The organism is Pseudomonas sp. TUM25319 (assembly GCF_056388475.1).
Map to the genome: position 1 here is coordinate 5,592,276 of NZ_CM150751.1, position 21,481 is coordinate 5,613,756.

Genomic DNA, 21,481 nt, shown 5'->3' on the forward strand with positions numbered 1-21,481 from the left:
AGGTGCTTGCCGACAGACCGCGTTGGCGCTGCCGGGCGCATGACTTGGGATCTTCAGAGCCCTCCAGATCGAGCGCCGCCCGCGCGGCGCATCGCCGGCAACGCCGGCTCCCACATTTGTTGCAACGTACCTATGTCTGTGAGGCCATGGTTGAACGCCTTGTGTGTACGACACGGTATCGAGTCAAACCAAACAGCTTCCCCGCAGTGGGTCGCCAAGCACCAAAGGCTGACAACTCGAATCCCACAGGCCATGGCGCGTTGCAGCAGATGTGGGAGCTGGCATTGCCAGCGATGCGCCGCGCGGGCGGCGCTCGATCTGGAGGGCGCTGAAGATCCAAAGGCATGCACCTGTTAGCCATCATGCGGTCTCCTCGACAAGCGCCCCGCAGTCACCAATGACTTCGAAGACAGACCACAAATCGAACTCCCCCGCCCATCATCGCTCTACCGATACAAGCCCCCACCCGGCAGCCCGCCCATGGACCTTGTCATCGCCCGCCCCGAAGGCCTCTACTGCCCACCCGGCGACTTCTACATCGACCCCTGGCGGCCGGTGGAGCGGGCGGTCATCACCCATGGCCATGGCGACCACGCCCGCACCGGCAACCGTCACTACCTCTGCGCCGCCCCCGGCGCCGGTATCCTGCGCAGCCGCCTCGGCGCCGACATCGACCTGCAGACCCTGCCCTACGGCGAACCCCTCGATCACCACGGCGTCACCCTTAGCTTCCACCCCGCAGGCCATGTGCTCGGCTCGGCGCAGGTGCGCCTGGAATACCAGGGCGAGGTCTGGGTCGCGTCCGGCGACTACAAGGTCGAGGCCGACGGCACCTGTACGCCTTTCGAGCCGGTGCGCTGCCACACCTTCATTACCGAATCCACCTTCGGCCTGCCGATCTACCGCTGGGAGCCCCAGCGCGAGATCTTCGACCAGATCAACAGCTGGTGGCGCAACAACCAGGCGCGGGGCAAAGCCAGCGTGTTGTTCTGCTACGCCTTCGGCAAGGCCCAGCGCATTCTCCACGGCATCGATGCCAGCCTCGGCCCGATCCTCGCCCACGGCTCGGTCGAGCCACTGAATCGCGTCTACCGCGAGGCGGGCGTGGTCATCCCCGAGACCCGCTACGCCGGCGACATTCCGCGCAACGACCCACTGCTGCGCCAGGCGTTGATCATCGCCCCGCCCTCGGCCGGTGGCAGTTCCTGGATGCGCCGCTTCGGCGATTACAGCGACGCCTTCGCCAGCGGCTGGATGCGCCTGCGCGGCACCCGGCGCCGGCGCGGGGTGGACCGCGGCTTCGTGCTCTCCGACCATGCCGACTGGCCCGGCCTGCTCTGGGCCATCGAACAGACCGGCGCCGAGCGGGTGATGGTCACCCACGGGTCAGTCAACGTTCTGGTGCGCTACCTCAACGAAAAAGGCCTCGATGCCAGGGCCTTCGTCACCGAATATGGCGACGAGGATGACAGCCCCGCCGAGGTCGAGGCATGAAAGCCTTCGCCGAGCTGTACCTGCGCCTGGACGCCACCACCTCCAGCAATGCCAAGCTGCAGGCGCTGCAAGACTATTTCAGCCAGGCGCCAGCCGAGGACGCTGCCTGGGCCGTGTACTTCCTCGCGGGCGGCCGGCCCCGGCAACTGGTGCCCACCCGCCTCCTGCGGGACATCGCCACCCGTCTGGCGGCCTTGCCGGAATGGTTGTTCGAAGAGAGCTACCAGGCGGTGGGCGATCTGGCCGAGACCTTCTCGTTGCTGCTGCCCGAGGCCGAGCACAGCAGTGACGCCGGCCTGGCCCACTGGGTCGAGGACGAACTGCTCCCGCTGCGCGGCCAGCCGGCAGAGATCATCGAACAGCGCCTGCCGTCGCTCTGGGCGCAATTAGACCGTCACAGTCTGCTGGTGTGCCTGAAGCTGATCACGGGCAGCTTCCGCGTGGGCGTTTCGAAACTGCTGGTGACCCGCGCCCTGGCGCAACTCTCCGGCATCGACGCCAAACAGGTGGCCCAGCGCCTGGTGGGCTACACCGACCTCAGCCACCGCCCCACCGCAGACGGCTACCGCGCGCTGGTCGCCCCGCCGACCGCGCAAGAACATGCCCAGCGCGGCGGCCAGCCCTATCCGTTCTTTCTCGCCCACGCCCTGCAACAGCCGGTGGAACAGTTCGACGCCCTGCTCGGTCCGGTTGCTGACTGGCAAGCGGAATGGAAGTGGGACGGCATCCGCGCACAACTGGTCAAACGTGACGGTCAGTTGTGGATCTGGTCGCGAGGCGAGGAACTGGTCACCGAACGCTTTCCCGAATTGCACGCCCTGGCCACCAGCCTGCCCGACGGCACGGTGCTGGACGGCGAAATCGTAGTGTGGAAACCCGATGAAGGCAGCAACGCCAACGCCGTTCAGCCCTTCGCCCTCTTGCAGCAGCGGATCGGCCGCAAGACCCTGGGCAAGAAGCTGCTGGCCGACGCCCCGGTGGCCTTGCTGGCCTACGACCTGCTCGAATGGCACGGCGAAGACTGGCGCAACCGCCCGCAACGCGAGCGCCGCCAGCAACTGGAAGCGGTAGTCGCAGACTGTCAGGCGCCAGTGCTGCAACTCTCGCAGGTGCTGGAAGCCCGCGACTGGGCCGACCTCGCCCGCCAGCGCGAGCTATCCCGTGGACTGGGCGTCGAAGGCCTGATGCTCAAGGCCAGGGACGCCCTCTACGGCGTGGGCCGGACCAAAGACATGGGCGTCTGGTGGAAATGGAAGATCGACCCCTTCACCGTCGATGCCGTGCTCATCTACGCCCAGCGCGGCCATGGCCGCCGCGCCAGCCTCTACAGCGACTACACCTTCGCCGTCTGGGACGCCCCGCCCGGCAGCCCGGAGCGCAACCTGGTGCCCTTCGCCAAAGCCTATTCGGGCCTGAGTGATGCCGAAATGCGCAGCGTCGATGCGATCATCCGCAAAACCACGATCGAGACCTTCGGCCCGGTGCGCAGCGTCACCCCGAGCCTGGTCTTCGAACTGGCCTTCGAAGGCATCGCCCTCTCCCGCCGCCACAAGAGCGGCATCGCCGTGCGCTTCCCGCGGATGGCACGCTGGCGCCAGGACAAACCGGTGGAAGAAGCCGATGACCTGGCGACCTTGCAGGCGTTGCTCAGCTAGGGTTCACCCCGCGCAGACCACGCAATACCTGCCAGGCAAAGAGCACCACCATCACCGCCACCAGAGCACTGGCTTGCGACACCGCCAGGCGGAACGCGGCGTCTGCGGCGTGCAACGACTCACCGGCGGCATGGGCGCCACCGAGCGTTTCGGCGGCCCTGCGCGTCGCCTCCGACAAGCCGTCCGGGAGCGACAGGGCAAGCCGATACAACGCCGCTACGGCGCCACCGATCAACGTCGTGCCCAGCACCACACCGACCTCATAGGCCGTCTCACTGACCGACGCAGCGCTACCGGCCCGCTCCGGAGGTACCGTACACAGCACCAGGTCGTTGGACACGCTGGTGATCGCCGCTACCGCGACATTGATCAGCACGAATGCCACCCCCAGGCTGGCCACGCTGGCAGGTACCAGCGCCATGACCGCAAAGGCTGCGGCCGCCAGCAGCAGACACAGCGCGATCAGCCGATTCGGCGCCACCCGTCGCGCCAGCGAGACCACCGACATCCCGGCGGCAATGCCCAGCGCCTGGCCCGGGACCAGCACAAGGCAGGCCAGCAACGGTGACAGCCCGAACACCAGTTGCAGCAGTTGGGTGGCGAAGAACAGAAAACCGATCAGCAACCCGAGACTGACCAGATTGACCGCAATCGACACGCTGAACGCCGGCACACGAAACAGCCGCAGATCCAGCAACGGCTCCTCCAGCCGCAGTTGCCGGCGAATGAACAGCACACCGGCACCAATACCGCCCGCCACACAGAGCAGCGCTTGCAGGTCAAAACCCGCAGTCGCCCCCGCTTTCAGCCCCAGCATCACGCCCGTCATCGCGCAAAGGCTCAGGGCAATGCTCGGGTAGTCGGTCGAACGCCCCGGCTGCCGTTCGGTTTCGTTGATCGAGGGCGCCAGCAGCAACACCGGCAACAGGAACGGCAGCGCCACCAGGAATACTGCCGGCCAGTCGAAGAACTGCAGAAGTACGCCACCCAGCAGCGGGCCAAGGGCAGAACCCAGGGTCAGGCAAGTGGCCCACACCGCCACCGCGATCCGGCGCTCCTCACGATCCTCGAAAGCGCTGCGGATCAGCGCGAGGGTCGCCGGCAGGATCATCGCGCCGAACACCCCGAGCAGCGCCCGTCCGCCGATCAGTTGCCAGGCCTCCTGGGAGCACGCCACCAGGAGCGACACCAGGGTGAAACCGGCGCATCCCACCAGCAGCAGACGACGGTGCCCCAGCCGATCGCCACTGCTGCCCATGGTGACCAGCAGCCCGGCCAGCACCAGCGAATAGGCGTCGATCATCCACAGCTGGCCGGCCGCAGACGGACTCAGCGCCCCGGCAATGCGCGGCAGGGCGAAATGGAGGATGGTGTTATCGATGGTCACCAGCAGGACGGGCAGCATGATGACCAGCAGCGCTGCCACCTTCGAGCGGTCCCGGATCAGGCTGGACAGCGGGCTGACGGCTTCTTGCATCCGGTGTTTCTCCTTGCAGGGTGTTCAACAGTTGGAAAAGTTGCGCGCAGGCCGCGCCATACGACTCGACGCCTTGCCCCAGGTAATCGCGGACAGCGTTCAGTTCGCAGAAGAAGGCGTCCGGGGTGTCCTGTCGGCAGATCTGATGCAAGGTGTCCAGGCCCGAGGCCAGTTGCCCGCGCTGCTGCTGGCTGGCCGGGTTGTGCTTCTGGATGTCCCAGTAGGTTTCCGGAGGATTGACCAGGATTCGCGCCGCCAGGCCAAGCAAGGTCTGCATGGGCGGCGGCGCCAGTGCCGCGAGGCGCTGCGGGTCGCATTCGCTACGTTGCAGCGCGAACGCGAAAGCAAGGATCGCCGCATGGGGCAGGACCTGACAAACGGCCATGACGCGGTCGTGTTCGTCCGGCGAGACCCGCGTAACCTGCATGCCACGGGCGCGCAGCAGCGCAGCAAAGTGCTCGGCCGAGGCACTCTGGCCGCGCTCGCACAGGGCCACCGGACGTCCGCGACACTCCAGGGCCGGTGAGAACATCGGGTTGATTCCCAGCGAAGGCACACCGGGAAACAGCCTGGCCGCTTGCCGCTGGAAGGGTTGCTGCACCGAACAGGTATTGACCAGCAGGCGCAGCGAGGGCATGGCGCCGGCATAACGCTCCAGTACCTGCCTTGCCGCATCCTCCGGCAACGCCACCACCAGGGTATCCGCTGCCTGCAGCAACTCCGGTGCGTGCACGGGCAACAACAGCGCGTCCATCACGCGCTGGTCGGGCGCGCCATCCGAGGCCACCCGGTCGATGATGATCGGACGATGTCCGGCGCCCACCAGCAGGTCGGCGATGAAGCGGCCCACCGTCCCGGCACCACCGATGATCAGAGTCTTTTCCAAGGTTCATCTCCTGATGCTGTGAAAGGGTACGCTGGCCTTCACCAGCGTTTCCTGCATTTCCGCGACCGGGTCGGAATCGGCGACGATGGCGCCACCGATGCCGAAACTGGCGATACCGTCCTTGAGCACTGCGGTGCGGATGACGATGCTCAGGTCGGTGTAGCCATCGACGCCAATCCAGCCCAGGGCGCCGGCATATACGCCGCGAGCCGAGGACTCCAGGCGGTCGATGATCTCCATGGTGCGTCGCTTGGGCGCGCCGGTCATCGAGCCACCCGGGAAGCACGACTTGATCGCTTCGAACGGCCCGATATCGGCGCGCAATTGCCCCTCCACGGTAGAGACCAACTGGTGCACCGACGAGTAGCTTTCAATGACGAATGCCTCCGGCACCTTCACCGAACCCGGTACGCAGATACCATTCAGATCGTGACGAACCAGATCGACAATCATCAGGTTCTCGGCACGGTCTTTCGGTGAACCGGCCAGCTCCTCGCGCAGGCGGCGGTCGCTTTCCGGGGTGCTTCCCCGCGACCGGGTGCCCTTGATGGGACGAGAAAGGATGCGTCCGTCGCTGTCGATCCTGAGGAAGGTTTCCGGCGAGGCGCTGAGGATCGCGAAATCGCCTGTTTCGAAAAAGGCACCATAAGGCACCGGGCTGATGGCCCGCATGCGCTGGTAAACCTGCAGCGGCGCTTCAGGGCAGCGCAGGCGGGCGCGATTGGTGAGGCAGATTTCGTAAGACTCGCCGTCGATGATCTGCCGCAGGCAGGCCTCCACTTTCTGCTGATACGTGCTTGCACCATCCGCCAGCTCCAGGGCCGACTCGGCTACCGGCCCGGGACGAAACACGGGCGCCGTTTCGGCGTCCGCCCCCGATACCGATGCTGGCGACTGCCGCGGGCCCCAGAGATGACACTGCCAGGCCTGGTCGCTCTGGTGATCGAACACCACCAGGTTCTGCGGCAGGTAGAGCAGCGCATCCGGCAAGGCCGATACATGAACCTCGCGCCCGCCCGTAAGCGCCTTCAGCTCGTAGCCCAGGTAGCCGACCAGCCCTGCACCGAAGGGAAACGGCCCCCGTAATGGCTGGGCGGGTCGCAGATGCTGCAGGACCGCCTCCATCAGTTCGAAGAAATCCCCCGGCACCTGGCGCTGCCCGCCCGGACCGCGAATCTCAAGGCAATGTCGCGCCACGTCATAAGCGAACACCAGTGCTGAATCGGGGTCGCAAGCGCCCATCAGCGAGTAGCGCGCCCGGCGGCTTTCAGCCCGTTCGCTGTCGAGCCAGAAAGCCGCCGGGCGATCGGCGAACTGGCTGCGAAAGGTATCGAGCGGAATCGGCGTCGGTGCCAGGGGCTGCACCTCCAGCGCCAGGGTGCGTGGTCCACCCACTGCACGCAGGACCTCGGCGAGGTCTGGCTGCCTGGCGCCGCACCGCAATTCCTGTACCCGACGGGCGAAGTTGCGCAGTAGTTGCCGGCCATGCTCCGAGTCGATGGATTCCGGATGGAACTGCACGCCCCAGATCGGCCGTTCGCGGTGAGCGATGCCCATGACCAGGCCACAGGCAGAACGGGCGGTCACCAGCAGGCAGTCCGGCACCTGGGTACACACCAGCGAGTGGTAGCGCACCACCTCGAAATCCTGGGCGATGCCGGCAAACAGGCCGCTGCCGTCATGACGGATGCGGGTGCGGTAGCCATGCACCGGCGCTGGCGCGCGCGCCACCTGGCCGCCGAAGAAACAGTTGATGCCCTGGTGTCCGAGGCACACCCCCAGGATCGGCAGTCCGGCGCACTCCAGCACTTCGCGACAGACCCCGAAATCGGCTTCATTGCCGGGATGTCCCGGCCCCGGCGACAATACGACCGCATCGAACCCTTCCAACCCCAGCTGTTCAAGGCTGCTGGTGTTGGGCAGCACCACCGGCATTTCGCCACAGACCTCATACAGGTACTGGGCGATGTTGTTGGTGAAAGAGTCGAAGTTATCGACGATCAGCGTGCGCATGCGTCAGGCCCCGGCGCCATGATCCGCAACTCTTCCGCGCAGGTTTCCTCGATGATCAGCTGGAACAGCCCGCTCAGGTACTCGGGACGCAACTGCCGCGAGCCCGACAACGCACGCACCTGGTTCAGGGTCGAGCCGATCCGCTGTGGCTGCATCATCGGGATGCCGTGGGTCGCCTTGACCCGTGCGATATGACGGCAAATCCGCATACGTTCGGCGAGCAAATCCACCAGGCGCTGATTGATCCGGTCCAGCTCCTCGCGATACGGCTGGAGCAGCAGGTTGTCGGCAGTGGTGTTCGAAGCGACTGTCATGGCATACCTCCGTGGCTCAAGGTTGGTCGGACGTCCGGTCCGACAGCGGGTCCAGCTTCAACGCCAGGGCGTCGAGCTGCTCCGTCGTGTGCAAGGCAGACAGGGCGCAGCGCAGCATGGCCTTGCCGCTTTCGACGATCGGGTAAAAGACCGGGAACACCACGATCCGAGCACTGCGCAGCTCGCTGGCCGCCTCCATGGCCTGGCGCTCGCTGTCGAACAGGGCGCCTCGGACAGGGGCTCGCAAGCCTGCATTGACCATGCCCGCGCCCGTGCGCTCATCGAAGTAGCGCACGTTGTGCCAGAGCGCCTGCTGCAGGGCATCGATCTGCGAGGACAGATGAATCTGCGCGGCGGCGACATTGGCCGCCTGCAGGGGCACCGGGATGCTGTGACCGAACACCAGCGGGTTGGCCAGGGCACGCAGTTGCGCGACGTCGTAGCCAGGCTTGAGCACGATGAAACCGCCCGCACCGCCGAACCCTTTGCTCAGCGAACCGGCGATCAGGGTATTGGCCGGCAGCCTGTGCTCCAGGTTTTCGAAGGCGTAGCCCGCGCCGTAGCGGCCGGCGATCGAAATGCCATGGGCGTCGTCCACGTACAGGTAGCCACCGTGGGCACCCAGACGCTCGCTCAGGCCGGCCACTGGCAGCAGGCCGGACATCGAGCCGACCCCGTCGATCAGCAACACCGGTGTCAGTCGTTCGCGATCACAATGCACCAGCGCTTGCGCCAAGCCGTCCTCATCGCGGGTATCGACCCGGCGTACCGGGCCAAACTGGGCCAGCAAACCGCGCAGCATCTGCATCGACGCATGGGCAGTACGGTCCACCAGCCACATCACACCACGCTCGCGCAACGGGTATCCGCTCATGCCGCCACTGCCCAGCAGCGGTAGCACCCCCAGATGCGCATTGCTGGTGGAACTGAACACCGTGACGCTGGCCCCGCCATAGAGATCGCCCAGCAGCTGTTCCAACTGCTGCAGATACACGGGCGCCATTGCCGAGCGGCTGGACGACAGATGAAGGCCGATGCGCTCCATGGCCAGTTGTGCGGCCTGGATCAGGGCGGGATGGCTTTCCAGTCCGAGATAGGAACAGGAAACGAATTCGGTACACGTCGTACCGTCAAGCAAGGTGATCCGTTTGCCTTGGCGGGACGCGACCTCGAAGCTGGTCAGTCCGTCGGCGACGGCATTGTCCTGCGCATCGCTGGTGCGCTGCCGACGAATGCTCATCCAGTCTTCGTTCTCGGCAATTTCGTGCTCATACCTGTGACTCATGCCTTTCTCCCTACGGTAAAGACGGACGGTCCTGTCGCGTCACTGAATTCATCGTCGGTGCAGTGTCTGACGTCGACAAAGCCGTGCGCGCGCACCAATGCCGCCACCTGCTCCACCTGGCTTTGCCCATGTTCGATCAGCAGCACTCCGGCTCGACGCAGAAGCCGGCTGGCCAGGCGGGCGCTGGCGTCTATCAGTTGCCCGCCCTGTTCTGCCGCGTAAATGGCGCCGGGCGGGTGATGCAGCGCCCATTCCGGCAGCAGCTCGACCTCTGGCGGGACGTAGGGCGGGTTGGCCACCACCACGTCGACGCCGCCCTGATCGGCGACGAACGCTTCAGGCCGGGTAATGTCCGCCGCCAGCAGACTGACCGCGCCCTGGCAACCGAAGCGCTGAATGTTGCGTTGCAGATACGACTGCGCAGTGGCGTCCTTCTCGACGCACACCACCCGTGCCCGGGTTGCCTGGTACAGGGCCAGGCCAATGGCGCCCACCCCGGCACAGAGGTCGTACACCGTCGCGCCCTCAGGCAGTTCCAGGTTGCGCTCGACCCAGCGCACCAGCCCCAGGCTCTGCTGGCGCGGAATGAAGGTGCCGCTGCCGACCCGCAGCACCAAGGGGCCGAAACGGACGGTGCCGAGAATGTGGCCCAGAGGAATCCGTGCGCAGCGTTCCGCGACATCGGCCTGGAATGCGGCGAGGCGCGGGTCGTCCAGCATCCGGTTGCCACCGAAATGCTGATCGATGAGGGCCTGGAGATCTCCGTCGGGATCCCACACCCCGGCTCCGGCCAGATCGTTGAGCGCTGCGACTCGATACCGCGACGGCAGGCTCACGACCAGGCCTCGTAGTAACGCGCAAGGCGCTCGTGCATCGAGCGGTACAGCCAGGAAAATGCCACCAGTTCAGGCGGCGGCGTGAAGCGCGGATGCAGCCCGTCGATGAGCCGGGTGTAGTTCTCGCTCATGCCCTGGTCGAGCAGCGGCATCCAGTAAGGCTTGATGTTCCAGCGGTACTCGTAGCCGGTGGCGAACATCTGCCGCACCGTCTCGGCGACCGTTTCGGCCCGGGCGAGCCCCTGCAGCGGCTCGCGTACCGGGGCGAAGCAGGACAGGTCGAGACGGTTTTCCACCCCCTCGATGCGGTCAGCGATCCAGGCGGCCAGCAAGGGCGATTGATGCAGGCCATCGCGGTAGGTGCCGGTGGCCATCCACAGACCGTCGTAGCCGCACTCGCCCAGTAGCGGGAAGCCGTCTGCGGGAATCGGCCGATTGCCGACCTGGATGTCGACGATGCTGGCGTCATGCAAGTCAAGGCTGAGCTGGTCAACGGCGCAGTCGAGCAGGAACTGCACATCGGAAACCTGGGCCTGGGTCCGGGGTTGTTCCGTGAGAATGTTGGTCGCCCCCAGGTACAGCAAATCTTGCCCTCTGGGCACACAGTGAAGCCCACAGGCGAATGCCCGATTCGGTGTCCGAATCACCGTGCGCGGCCCGGGGTGCCCGGGTTTGAGCCGAAGCAACATGGACACGCCATAGCCTGCGAACAGCGGCGGAATACGCCGTTGCACATCCGGCTGCCCATCGAGCAAGGCCAGTGAGTCGACTCCGGCAGCGATCACCACGTGGGTGGCGGCAATATGTCGGCCACTGTGCAGGGCCACACCCGTGACACAGTGGCCTTCGGTCAATACCGAACGGGCGTTGGCCGTAACGATCTCACCGCCACTTTCCAGCAGCGCGGCGTCGAGTTTTTCCAGCAGCAGGTTCGGATCGATGGCGTTTTCGTCGGGAATCAGCAGCGCTTGCATGGGCCGCACCAGATCACAGGCGTTGACCCACTCCAACTGGTCGGTGGCTACCGGCGTCCAAGGTGTCTGGTAATCGCGCAGGGTCTGCTCTATCGCCGCGTAATTGACACTATCCACCTGCGCCGAGCCCGCCGAGTTGAGGATCACATGAGTGCCGCAAGCGCTGAGCAAACCCGCCGGGTTGCCGCTGGCCTGGGCAAGCCGCTCCTGCCAGCGGGCCCAGAGGCCCTTGGCCTGGATATCCATCACCAGCTTCAAGCGACCCGGCTCACTGGCGAGCAACCCTCGGGTCACTTCGCCAAAACACCCGTTCATGGCGCCGGCGGCCCGCGAAGCCGCATTGCCACGCTGGGTTTCACCCACCCGGCAGACCCGCATTCCGCGGCTGGCCAGTTCGAAGGCGATGGAACCACCGACCGCACCACTACCGACCACAACGACGTCGTAGATCATGCTTATCTCCAGCAGAAGTCCAGAATCAGGCAGGCGGGGCGCACAGGAACAGCGACCTTCGACGGCGCACCGTGACCGGACGAGAAAACGGATGCAGAGCCCCCGCGGATCCACTGCTCGCGCTCGCGCAACGCATGGCGAGTGACAGGTGGGCAGACACTAGGAGCCGTGGATGAAGGCAGCAACCACCCAGACAGGTGGGTCAAACGCTGTAGGAAAAATGGAGAACGCAAGCCCTCGGGACGAACTCCCACCCGAGCAATCGCCGCCGCCTGCCGTTTATTTCGCGGTATGAACCCGTTAAACGGCGTCGATCAGGGGGAGATGAAGGCGACGAACGGTAAGGCTGCTGACCTGCTCATATCAGCCCGAGTGCTGCGGCACGGGCGGCCACCCACACGCGGTTGGGCGACTTGAACTTGCGCTGGATGCGCTTGATGTGCCAGTTCACCGTATTTTCCGAAAGCCCCAGCGCTTGCGCCGCGCCTTTCGAACATTTGCCGTCGGCGATCCAGCGGAGGATTTCAACCTCGCGCTCACTGAGGCGGGCGCCAGGCTCCGGTTGCAGGAGCGGCGACAAATGCTCGTCGAGCACGTCCGCCAGCGCCCGCAAGGTCGCTTTGAGCAGCAACCTGTCGCCAGCGCTCGGCCGCCCCGCTCGCCGGGCCACGCACAGCACACTCAGGCCGCGATCACGCCCCCAGCCTGCGGCAGCCGCGCCCCAGGCCATTCCCAGTTCGCGGACATCTCCCGGTACAGCGGCGCAAGGCGACTCGGCGCGCGACCACAGCGCAAACCCGCAACCCTGCGCAAGCTGCAAGGCCGAGCGCCCGACCTGTTCCTGCCCCCCGCAGCGGGACAGCCACTCCCCCGGATAGGTACCGTCGAACACGAGCGAGGCCTCGCTGAAGGGCAGGCAGCGCCGATGCCCGTGGGCAAAGCAATCGAACCCCAATCCACGGACCTGCCGGTCCAGTTCGCCGAGCATTTCATCGGGCGTGCGGCAATCGTCGAAGCCTGCCTGCAACTCCCGATACCACGGTATGAAGTCAATGTCGCGATGCATCGGCATTTCCCCGCTCCTGACCCTGGGCAAGCGGCTGACGCTAGCCAGCGTTCGATCTGCCGGCAATGCGCGCGTGCGGGTAGAAATGTTTCAGTGTTTGACTCCGTGCACCGCCAAGGAGCATCACGCCCGCAGCGATGCCCCGGGACGCCGCACCTCGACCACCTCGGAAATGCCCGCCATCCCAAGGAAAAAAGCGTTCAGGCACGATGGTGCGGAACTTGCTATCACTGTGATGTCGAGCCGCGACCGGTAACGGTGCACGGCCACTTCCACTCTTTCGCCGTTTCGCAAGGACTACACGATGAAAAAAGCATGGCTGACGCTTTCCGCTGTTGCTCTGTGTCTGGCTGCCGGCAACGCCCTGGCCAAGGAGTACAAGGAGCTGCGTTTTGGCGTCGATCCTTCCTATGCGCCGTTCGAATCCAAGGCCGCCGATGGCAGCCTGACAGGCTTCGATATCGACCTGGGCAACGCGATCTGCAAGGAACTCAAGGTCACCTGCAAATGGGTCGAAAGCGATTTCGACGGGATGATTCCGGGCCTGAAGGCCAACAAGTTCGATGGCGTGATCTCGTCCATGACCGTTACCCCGGCACGGGAAAAGGCCATCGACTTCTCCCATGAGCTGTTCTCCGGTCCGACATCGTTCGTGTTCAAGAAGGGCTCGGGCCTGAGCGCCGATACCGCGTCGCTCAAAGGCAAGACCGTCGGCTACGAGCAAGGCACCATCCAGGAAACCTACGCCAAGGCGGTGCTGGACAAGGCCGGGGTCAAGACCCAGGCCTACCAGAACCAGGACCAGGTCTACGCCGACCTGATTTCCGGTCGCCTGGACGCCTCGATCCAGGACATGCTGCAGGCCGAACTGGGCTTCCTGAAGTCGCCTCAGGGCGCCGATTACGAGGTCAGCGAACCGGTGAACAGCGATCTGCTGCCCTCCAAGACCGCGATCGGTATCAAGAAAGGTAACACTGAGCTGCAGAACCTCCTGAACAAAGGTATCAAAGCGTTACACGACGACGGTACCTACGCCGAAATCCAGAAAAAGCACTTCGGTGACCTGAACCTCTACAGCGGCAAGTAACCGCTCCCTCGGTGCCCACCTTCCGGGTGGGCACTCTTTTCTCACTGCCAGGGATTCGCTCCATGTTCGACGATCTGCTTGCGCTGCTCGGGCTTTCGGCGTTCAGCCTGAAAGGCTTCGGCCCGCTGTTGTGGCAGGGCACCTGGATGACCCTGAAACTGTCTTTCATGTCGCTGCTGGTCGCCGTCGGCCTGGGCCTCCTGGGCGCCAGCGCCAAGCTCTCGCCGCTGCGCCTGCTGCGTCTCCCGGCGCAGGTCTACACCACGCTGATCCGCGGTGTGCCTGACCTTGTGCTGATGCTGCTGATCTTCTACAGCCTGCAGACCTGGCTTACCGGCCTCACCGATTATCTGGAATGGGAATACATCGAGATCGACCCGTTCGCCGCCGGGGTCATCACACTCGGCTTCATCTACGGCGCCTATTTCACCGAGACCTTTCGCGGCGCCATCCTCGCCGTGCCGCGGGGCCAGGTCGAGGCTGCCACCGCCTACGGCCTCAAGCGCATGCAGCGTTTTCGCTTCGTGGTCTTCCCGCAGATGATGCGCTTCGCCCTGCCGGGCATCGGCAACAACTGGATGGTGATGCTCAAGGCCACGGCGCTGGTGTCGATCATCGGCCTGGCCGACTTGGTCAAGGCTTCGCAGGACGCCGGCAAGAGCACTTACCAGCTGTTCTTCTTCCTCATGGTGGCGGCCTTCATCTACCTGCTCATCACCAGCGCGTCGAACCTGATCCTGCGCTGGCTGGAGCAGCGCTATAACGTCGGCACCCGGGAGGCGCTGCGATGATCGAACTGCTGCAGGAATACTGGCAAGCCTTCCTCTACACCGACGGCACCCACATGACCGGCCTGGCCATGACCCTGTGGCTGCTCACCGCCTCGCTGGCGATCGGTTTCGTGGTCTCGATCCCGCTGTCCATCGCCCGGGTGTCGCGGCGCTTCTGGGTGCGCTGGCCGGTGCAGTTCTACACCTACCTGTTCCGCGGCACGCCGCTGTATATCCAGTTGCTGATCTGCTACACCGGCATCTACAGCCTCGCCGCCGTGCGTGAACAGCCGATCCTCGACGCGTTCTTCCGCGACGCGATGAACTGCACCATCCTCGCCTTCGCCCTCAATACCTGCGCCTACACCACGGAAATCTTCGCCGGGGCGATCCGCGCCATGAACCACGGCGAGATCGAGGCGGCCCGGGCCTATGGCCTGCACGGCTGGAAACTCTATGCTTACATCATCATGCCGTCGGCGCTGCGCCGCTCATTGCCGTTCTACAGCAACGAGGTGATCCTGATGCTGCACTCGACCACCGTGGCGTTCACTGCCACGGTGCCCGACATCCTCAAGGTGGCCCGGGATGCCAACTCGGCCACCTTCCTGACGTTCCAGTCGTTCGGTACCGCGGCGATCATCTACCTGTGCGTCACCTTCGCCCTGGTCGGTCTGTTCCGCCTCGCCGAACGGCGCTGGCTGGCCTTCCTCGGCCCCGCTCACTAGGACTTTACATGCACCACAAGACCCATGACCTGCTGGCACCGGTCCCCGGCATCGCCCGACAGATCCACAGTTTCCACTTCGGCCCGCGGGCCGGCGGCAAGATCTACATCCAGGCCTCGCTGCACGCCGACGAACTGCCCGGCATGCTGGTGGCCTGGCACCTCAAGCAGCGCCTGGCCGAGCTGGAACGCCAGGGCCGCCTGCGCCGGGAGATCGTGCTGGTGCCGGTGGCCAACCCGGTGGGCCTGGAACAGGTGCTGATGGATGTGCCGCTGGGGCGCTACGAATTGCAGAGCGGCGAGAACTTCAACCGCCGCTTCGTCGATCTCACCGACCAGATCGGCGACCAGATCGAGGGCCACCTCAGCCAGGATCCGCAGCACAACGTCAAACTGATCCGCGAAAGCCTGCGCCAGGCGCTGGCCGGGCACCCGGCGCACACGCCGCTGCAGTCCCAGCGCCTGACCTTGCAGCGGCTGGCCTGCGATGCCGACATGGTGCTCGACCTGCACTGCGACTTCGAAGCGGTGGAACACCTCTACACCACGCCGGAGGCCTGGGCCCAGGTCGAGCCACTGTCGCGCTACCTGGGGGTTCAGGCAAGCCTGCTGGCTACCGACTCCGGCGGACAGTCGTTCGACGAGTGCTTCACCCTGGTCTGGTGGCAGTTGCAGCAACGCTTCGGCAAGCAGTTCCCGATCCCCATGGGCAGTTTCTCGGTGACCGTCGAACTGCGCGGCCAGGGCGACGTCAGCCACCCGCTGGCCGAGGCCGACTGCCAGGCGATCCTGAATTACCTGACCCATTTCGGCGCCATCGACGGCGAAGCACCTGCCCTGCCGCCGCTGCTCTACCCTGCCACACCGCTGGCTGCGGTCGAACCGGTGGCCACCCCCCTTGGCGGGCTGCTGGTGTTCCATGTCACGCCGGGCCAGTACCTGGAAGCAGGGCAACTGGTCGCGGAGGTCATCGACCCCCTGAGCGACCGTGTCACGCCGGTGCGCAATAGCCAGCCCGGCCTGCTCTACGCCCGTTCGCTACGGCGCATGGCCACGGCCGGAATGGTCATCGCCCACGTCGCCGGTCGCGAGGCTTACCGAAGCGGTTATCTGTTGTCGCCATGAGGGCCCCTGCGTGTACAAACTGACCATCGAAGACCTGCACAAGAGCTACGGCGACCACAAAGTGCTCAAGGGCGTTTCGCTGAAGGCCAAGACCGGCGACGTCATCAGCCTGATCGGCGCCAGCGGCTCGGGCAAAAGCACCTTCCTGCGCTGCATCAACTTCCTCGAACAGCCCGACGACGGGCGCATGAGCCTGGACGGCAAGGACATCCGCATGGTCCGCGACCACCATGGCATGCACGTCGCCGACCCCGACGAACTGCAACGGCTGCGTACCCGGCTGGCCATGGTGTTCCAGCATTTCAACCTGTGGAGCCACCTCAGCGTGCTGGAGAACATCTGCATGGCGCCGCGACGGGTGCTGGGGGTCAGCAAGCAGGAAGCGGAAGAGCGCGCGCGGCGTTACCTCGACAAGGTCGGACTGGCGCCGCGGGTGGCCGACCAGTACCCGGCGTTTCTTTCCGGGGGCCAGCAACAGCGCGTCGCCATCGCCCGGGCCCTGGCGATGGAACCGGAGGTGTTGCTGTTCGACGAACCGACCTCGGCGCTGGACCCGGAACTGGTGGGTGAAGTGCTGAAGGTGATTCAGGGCCTGGCCGAAGAGGGCCGGACCATGATCATGGTGACCCATGAGATGGCCTTCGCCCGGCAGGTGTCGAGCCAGGTGATGTTTCTGCACCAGGGGCTGGTGGAGGAACAGGGACCGCCTGGTGAAGTGCTTGGGCAGCCCAGGAGTGAGCGGCTGCAGCAGTTTTTGCGGGGGAATTTGAAGTAGCGGTTTTGTTGGGGGGCGGTATCGGGTCAGGGCCGAGAGGCGCATGCCGATGGTTGTCTAGCGCCCTCAAGATCGAGCGCTGCAAGAATCAAGGCATGCACCTGTCAGCCTTGATGCGGCATCCCGACAAGCGTTCTGCGGCTATTAACCAGGGATCAAAGCCCCCCAAGATCCAGGAAACCCGAGCCCCTGCCCGAGGTCTGTGAAGACACAGCCCCCATCGAGCCGAGTGCGCCCATGCCAGCTCCACCCAACCTCGCCGCCACCTGGTTCACCGCCCGAGGTTGGCAACCGTTCGCTTTCCAGCGCCAGGTCTGGGCCGCCGTGGGCCGGGGCGAATCCGGCTTGCTCCACGCCAGCACCGGCGCCGGCAAGACCTACGCCGTCTGGCTGGCCGCCCTGCGCGCCTTCGCTGACAAGCCCATCTCCGCTGCCAAACCGCCTCCCCCGACCCCTTTGCAGGTGCTGTGGATCACCCCGATGCGCGCCCTCGCCGCCGACACCGCCCGCGCCCTGCAAGCGCCGCTGGATGATCTGCACCTGAACTGGACCGTGGGCGTACGCAGCGGCGACACCAACAGCGCCGAGCGCGCCCGTCAGTCCCGACGCCTGCCCAGCACGCTGATCACCACGCCGGAAAGCCTGACCCTGCTGCTGACCCGCGCCCAGGCCGAAAGCGACTTCGCCAGCCTGCGCATGGTGGTGGTCGATGAATGGCACGAACTGCTGGGCAACAAGCGCGGTGTGCAACTGCAGCTGGCCCTGGCCCGGCTGCGCCGCTGGCATCCGGACCTGGTGATCTGGGGGCTGTCGGCGACCCTCGGCAACCTGCCCCACGCCCTGGAGGTGCTAGTGCCGGAGCAGGGACGGCTGATCGAAGGCCGCCAGGACAAGCGCCTGCAAGTGGACAGCCTGCTGCCACCCGCTATCGAGCGCTTTCCCTGGGCCGGGCACATGGGCCTGAGCCTGGTGGAACCCGTCTGCCGGGAGATCGACGCCTGTCACAGTTGTCTGGTGTTCACCAACACCCGCGCTCAGGCCGAACGCTGGTATCAGGCGCTGCTCGAAGCACGCCCGGACTGGGCCGGTCTGATCGCTCTGCACCACGCCTCGCTGGCCCGCAGCACCCGCGACTGGGTGGAGCGCAGTCTCAAGGAAGGCGGGCTGAAGGCGGTGGTCTGCACTTCCAGCCTGGACCTCGGGGTGGATTTCCTGCCGGTCGAGCGGGTCTTGCAGATCGGCTCGGCCAAGGGCGTGGCGCGCCTGATGCAACGCGCCGGGCGCTCCGGGCACGCGCCAGGGCGGGCCTCGCGCATCACCCTGGTGCCGACCCACAGCCTGGAACTGGTCGAAGCCGCCGCCGCACGCCAGGCCCTGGCCTCCGGGCAGATCGAGGCACGTCAGTCGCCACGGTTGTGCATGGACGTGCTGGTGCAACATCTGGTGAGCATGGCGCTGGGCGCCGGCTTTCGCCCGGACACGCTGCTGGCGGAAGTCCGTAGCACCTGGGCCTTTCGCGATCTGCGTGACAGCCAGTGGCAGTGGGCGCTGGACTTCGTCCGTCACGGCGGCAGTTCGCTGACCGCCTACCCGGACTATAAACGCGTCGACGCCCAGGCCGACGGTGTCTGGCGGGTCGCCAGCGAGCGCCTGGCGCGACGTCACCGCATGGGCATCGGCACCATCGTCAGCGACGCCAGCATTCAGTTGAAGTTCTGGAGCAAGGGCGGTGGCGGAGCCAGTCTGGGCAGCGTCGAGGAAGCCTTCATCGCTCGCCTGCGGCCCGACGACGCCTTTGTCTTCGCCGGTCGCGTGCTGGAGCTGGTGCGGGTCGAGAACATGACCGCCTACGTGCGCCGCAGCACCTCGCGCAAGGCCGCGCTGGCACGCTGGAATGGCGGGCGCATGCCGCTTTCCAGCGAACTGGCCGACGCCTTGGTGGCGCAACTGGATGCCGCCGCCGCAGGACGCTTCGCCAGCCCGGAAATGCAGGCGGTGCGGCCGTTGCTGGAACTGCAGGCCGACTGGTCGGCGCTGCCGACCGAGACCAGTCTGTTGGCCGAGACCTGGCATTCGCGCCAAGGCTGGCATCTGTTTCTCTATCCCTTCGCCGGGCGTATGGCCAACCTCGGGCTGGCCAGCCTGATCGCCTGGCGGGCCAGCCGCGAGCAGCCCCTGAGCGTCTCGATCGCGGTCAATGACTACGGTTTCGAACTGCTGGCACCTACGGCGGTGGACTGGGCCAGCGCGCTGCCGCGAGCCTTGAGCGCCGACCACCTGCTGGAGGATGTGCTGGCCAGCCTCAACGCCGGGGAAATGGCGCAGCGGCGCTTTCGCGAGATTGCGCAGATTTCCGGCCTGGTGTTCGGCGGCTATCCCGCCGCACAGAAAAGTACACGACAGATCCAGGCCTCCAGCGGCCTGTTCTTCGAGGTATTCCGCCGGCATGACGCCGATAATCTGTTACTGGGCCAGGCCCGCGACGAGGTGCTGCGCGAAGAGCTGGAAATCGAGCGGCTGCACCGGCAGTTGCTGAAGATGGGCAGGCTGCGCCTCGATCTGCATGACCTCAAGCGCCCCGGGCCGCTGGCCTTCGCCCTGGTGGTGGAAGGCATGCGTGAAACCCTGAGCACCGAAAAGCTCGCCGACCGTATTGCGCGGATGGTGGCCGATCTGGAAAAAGCCGCGAATCGGGGGCGTTGACGTGGGCGAACACTGCGAGATCGAACTCTGTGGCGAACGCCTCTGGCTACTGGCCGACCGGGCGCTTTACTGGCCCGCCCGCAAGGCTTTGCTGCTGGCTGACGTGCACATCGGCAAGGCCGCCAGCTACCGCGCCCTGCATCAGCCAGTGCCACGCGGGACGACAGCCGCCACGCTGGCACGTCTGGATGCTCTGCTGACCACTTATCCGAGCGAGTCTCTGATCGTGCTGGGTGACTTCATCCACGCCCGCTCGGGGCGCGCGCCCGCCACCCTGGCGCTGTTGCAGGACTGGCGCGAACGCCACGCCGGGCTGCGCATCAGCCTGATCCGGGGCAACCACGACCGACACGCTGGCGACCCGCCGCAGGCCTTGGACATCGAGGTGGTGGACGAACCCTGGCTCGTCGGCCCCTTCGCGCTGCGACACGAGCCACTGGCACACCCCGGCCATACGGTACTGGCAGGGCACGTGCACCCGGTTTGCCTGTTGCGCGGCAAGGCCCGTCAGCGCATGCGGCTACCGTGCTTCGTCATCGCCGAGCAGGTGAGCTTGCTGCCGGCCTTCGGTGAGTTCACTGGCGGCTGGGAGATCACCCCACAGGCGCCGGCCCGGATATTCCTAGCCGGCGCAGGCAGGGTCTGGCCACTGGCGCGCTGAATCAGGCGACCGGGGCCGGTGGGGGTTCATCGGGAAGCGTGGGCTCGCCTGGCTCCATCGGTGGCGTTTCGCCAGGCTGTGGTGGCTGAGGTGAATCGGGGTCGGGCTGGCCGGGAACGCCGCCTGCGTGCATCGTCGGATGCGGGTGCGCCAGCAGCGACCATGCCACCAGCCCGATCTGGTTGGGCTGAAGCAGGGCCAGCTTGGCACTGATTGCGGGGTCGATTTTCATGGGCTGCTCCTGACAAAGCCCGGCACGCCTCGTGCGCGCCGGGACGGTTCATCAGGTTGGAGTCCCATCGACCGGAGGAATTCCCCCCGGTTCGTCGGATCAGGTGCGTGGCAGGGTGACGCCGCGCTGGCCCTGGTACTTGCCGCCACGATCCTTGTACGAGACTTCGCACTCTTCGTCGGACTCCAGGAACAGCATCTGCGCCACGCCTTCGTTGGCGTAGATCTTCGCCGGCAGGGTGGTGGTGTTGGAGAATTCCAGGGTCACGTGGCCTTCCCATTCAGGTTCCAGCGGAGTGACGTTGACGATGATGCCGCAACGGGCATAGGTGCTCTTGCCCAGGCAGATGGTCAGCACGTTGCGCGGAATACGGAAGTATTCGACGGTCCGGGCCAGGGCGAAGGAGTTCGGCGGGATGATGCAGACATCGCTCTTCACGTCGACGAAGCTGCCGGCGTCGAAATTCTTCGGATCGACGGTGGCCGAGTTGATGTTGGTGAACACCTTGAATTCGTCAGCGCAGCGCACGTCGTAGCCGTAGCTGGAAACACCGAAGGAGATCAGCCGGTCGGCGCCTTCGTTGCGCACCTGGCGCTCGACGAACGGTTCGATCATGCCGTGTTCCTGCGCCATGCGGCGAATCCACTTGTCCGATTTGATGCTCATGGCGGGGTTCCTGAAATAGCGGGGTGAAAAATATGAGCGGCATCTTACCGGGACGAGTGCGCGCTTTAAACATTTAGCCTGCCGAGCGATGGCAAAAACTGCCCGGAGGCGCCGTCAGTCAAGAATTGCGGAAAAGCGGGACGAGACCATTGGCACCTTGCGGAAAAAGGGTTAAGGTGCCGCCACTGTGCTGCACGTTGTCACTGAGAATCTCTACTTGATGCAAGATTTCGATCGCCCATCCATGAATTTTCTGTCTTTTTGCACTCAGTCTCGGCCAGG

Annotated in this window: 19 protein-coding genes; 9 read left to right on the forward strand and 10 right to left on the reverse strand. The window is 65.4% G+C overall.

Annotated features, from left to right (window positions below):
• Positions 1–480: 480 nt before the first annotated feature.
• A complete protein-coding gene (locus AC05QJ_RS25270) occupies positions 481–1,494 on the forward strand; it encodes a ligase-associated DNA damage response exonuclease (RefSeq protein ID WP_476743965.1) in 1,014 nt (337 codons plus the stop codon).
• A complete protein-coding gene (locus AC05QJ_RS25275; protein WP_476743966.1) occupies positions 1,491–3,149 on the forward strand; it encodes an ATP-dependent DNA ligase in 1,659 nt (552 codons plus the stop codon). The genes AC05QJ_RS25270 and AC05QJ_RS25275 overlap by 4 nt, the downstream gene beginning before the upstream one ends.
• Here AC05QJ_RS25275 and AC05QJ_RS25280 read toward each other — a convergent pair.
• The 8 genes from AC05QJ_RS25280 to AC05QJ_RS25315 form a co-directional block, all read right to left on the reverse strand.
• Positions 3,142–4,626: an MFS transporter gene (locus AC05QJ_RS25280; RefSeq protein ID WP_476743967.1), complete on the reverse strand. Its 1,485-nt coding sequence runs from the start codon at positions 4,624–4,626 to the stop codon at positions 3,142–3,144. The two genes, AC05QJ_RS25275 and AC05QJ_RS25280, sit on opposite strands and share 8 nt — an antisense overlap.
• Positions 4,523–5,512, reverse strand: coding sequence for a prephenate dehydrogenase dimerization domain-containing protein (locus AC05QJ_RS25285; protein ID WP_476743968.1), 990 nt, complete (start codon positions 5,510–5,512; stop codon positions 4,523–4,525). The genes AC05QJ_RS25280 and AC05QJ_RS25285 overlap by 104 nt, the downstream gene beginning before the upstream one ends.
• Before the next feature lie 3 nt (positions 5,513–5,515).
• Positions 5,516–7,525 carry an aminodeoxychorismate synthase component I gene (gene pabB, locus AC05QJ_RS25290; RefSeq protein WP_476743969.1) on the reverse strand — a complete coding sequence of 670 codons (2,010 nt, stop codon included), beginning with the start codon at positions 7,523–7,525 and terminating at the stop codon, positions 5,516–5,518.
• Positions 7,513–7,839 carry a chorismate mutase gene (locus AC05QJ_RS25295; protein ID WP_476743970.1) on the reverse strand — a complete coding sequence of 109 codons (327 nt, stop codon included), beginning with the start codon at positions 7,837–7,839 and terminating at the stop codon, positions 7,513–7,515. The genes pabB and AC05QJ_RS25295 overlap by 13 nt, the downstream gene beginning before the upstream one ends.
• A gap of 16 nt (positions 7,840–7,855) precedes the next feature.
• Positions 7,856–9,124: an aminotransferase class I/II-fold pyridoxal phosphate-dependent enzyme gene (locus AC05QJ_RS25300; RefSeq protein WP_476743971.1), complete on the reverse strand. Its 1,269-nt coding sequence runs from the start codon at positions 9,122–9,124 to the stop codon at positions 7,856–7,858.
• The gene (locus AC05QJ_RS25305; protein WP_476743972.1) at positions 9,121–9,960 is read right to left on the reverse strand and encodes a N5-glutamine methyltransferase family protein; all 840 of its coding nucleotides are present in this window, start codon (positions 9,958–9,960) and stop codon (positions 9,121–9,123) included. The genes AC05QJ_RS25300 and AC05QJ_RS25305 overlap by 4 nt, the downstream gene beginning before the upstream one ends.
• Positions 9,957–11,387, reverse strand: a complete 1,431-nt coding sequence (locus AC05QJ_RS25310; RefSeq protein WP_476743973.1) for an NAD(P)/FAD-dependent oxidoreductase — start codon at positions 11,385–11,387, stop codon at positions 9,957–9,959. Before AC05QJ_RS25310 ends, AC05QJ_RS25305 begins: the two co-directional genes overlap by 4 nt.
• A gap of 358 nt (positions 11,388–11,745) precedes the next feature.
• Positions 11,746–12,459 (reverse strand): LuxR C-terminal-related transcriptional regulator, encoded by a 714-nt coding sequence (locus AC05QJ_RS25315; protein ID WP_476743974.1) that lies wholly within the window; start codon positions 12,457–12,459, stop codon positions 11,746–11,748.
• Between the two features lie 298 nt (positions 12,460–12,757).
• Between AC05QJ_RS25315 and AC05QJ_RS25320 the strand changes: the two genes are divergently transcribed.
• The 7 genes from AC05QJ_RS25320 (at position 12,758) to pdeM (ending at position 20,301) form a co-directional block, all read left to right on the forward strand.
• Positions 12,758–13,540 (forward strand): transporter substrate-binding domain-containing protein, encoded by a 783-nt coding sequence (locus AC05QJ_RS25320; RefSeq protein WP_476743975.1) that lies wholly within the window; start codon positions 12,758–12,760, stop codon positions 13,538–13,540.
• Positions 13,541–13,602: 62 nt separating this feature from the next.
• Positions 13,603–14,331, forward strand: a complete 729-nt coding sequence (locus tag AC05QJ_RS25325; RefSeq protein WP_476743976.1) for an ABC transporter permease — start codon at positions 13,603–13,605, stop codon at positions 14,329–14,331.
• Positions 14,328–15,038: an ABC transporter permease gene (locus AC05QJ_RS25330; protein ID WP_476743977.1), complete on the forward strand. Its 711-nt coding sequence runs from the start codon at positions 14,328–14,330 to the stop codon at positions 15,036–15,038. The genes AC05QJ_RS25325 and AC05QJ_RS25330 overlap by 4 nt, the downstream gene beginning before the upstream one ends.
• An 8-nt stretch (positions 15,039–15,046) precedes the next feature.
• A complete protein-coding gene (locus AC05QJ_RS25335; RefSeq protein WP_476743978.1) occupies positions 15,047–16,162 on the forward strand; it encodes a succinylglutamate desuccinylase/aspartoacylase family protein in 1,116 nt (371 codons plus the stop codon).
• Positions 16,163–16,172: 10 nt separating this feature from the next.
• Positions 16,173–16,937 (forward strand): ABC transporter ATP-binding protein, encoded by a 765-nt coding sequence (locus AC05QJ_RS25340; RefSeq protein ID WP_476743979.1) that lies wholly within the window; start codon positions 16,173–16,175, stop codon positions 16,935–16,937.
• Positions 16,938–17,174: 237 nt separating this feature from the next.
• On the forward strand, positions 17,175–19,640 hold the full coding sequence (locus AC05QJ_RS25345) for a ligase-associated DNA damage response DEXH box helicase (RefSeq protein WP_476743980.1): 2,466 nt from the start codon (positions 17,175–17,177) through the stop codon (positions 19,638–19,640).
• Position 19,641: 1 nt separating this feature from the next.
• Complete coding sequence (gene pdeM / locus AC05QJ_RS25350; protein WP_476743981.1) at positions 19,642–20,301, forward strand: ligase-associated DNA damage response endonuclease PdeM; 660 nt, start codon at positions 19,642–19,644, stop codon at positions 20,299–20,301.
• A 1-nt stretch (position 20,302) separates the two neighbouring features.
• Here pdeM and AC05QJ_RS25355 read toward each other — a convergent pair whose 3' ends face one another.
• Together AC05QJ_RS25355 and dcd are read right to left on the reverse strand one after the other, a co-directional pair.
• The gene (locus AC05QJ_RS25355) at positions 20,303–20,533 is read right to left on the reverse strand and encodes a hypothetical protein (RefSeq protein ID WP_476743982.1); all 231 of its coding nucleotides are present in this window, start codon (positions 20,531–20,533) and stop codon (positions 20,303–20,305) included.
• A 99-nt stretch (positions 20,534–20,632) separates the two neighbouring features.
• Positions 20,633–21,199: a dCTP deaminase gene (gene dcd, locus AC05QJ_RS25360; RefSeq protein WP_428586196.1), complete on the reverse strand. Its 567-nt coding sequence runs from the start codon at positions 21,197–21,199 to the stop codon at positions 20,633–20,635.
• Positions 21,200–21,481: the final 282 nt, after the last annotated feature.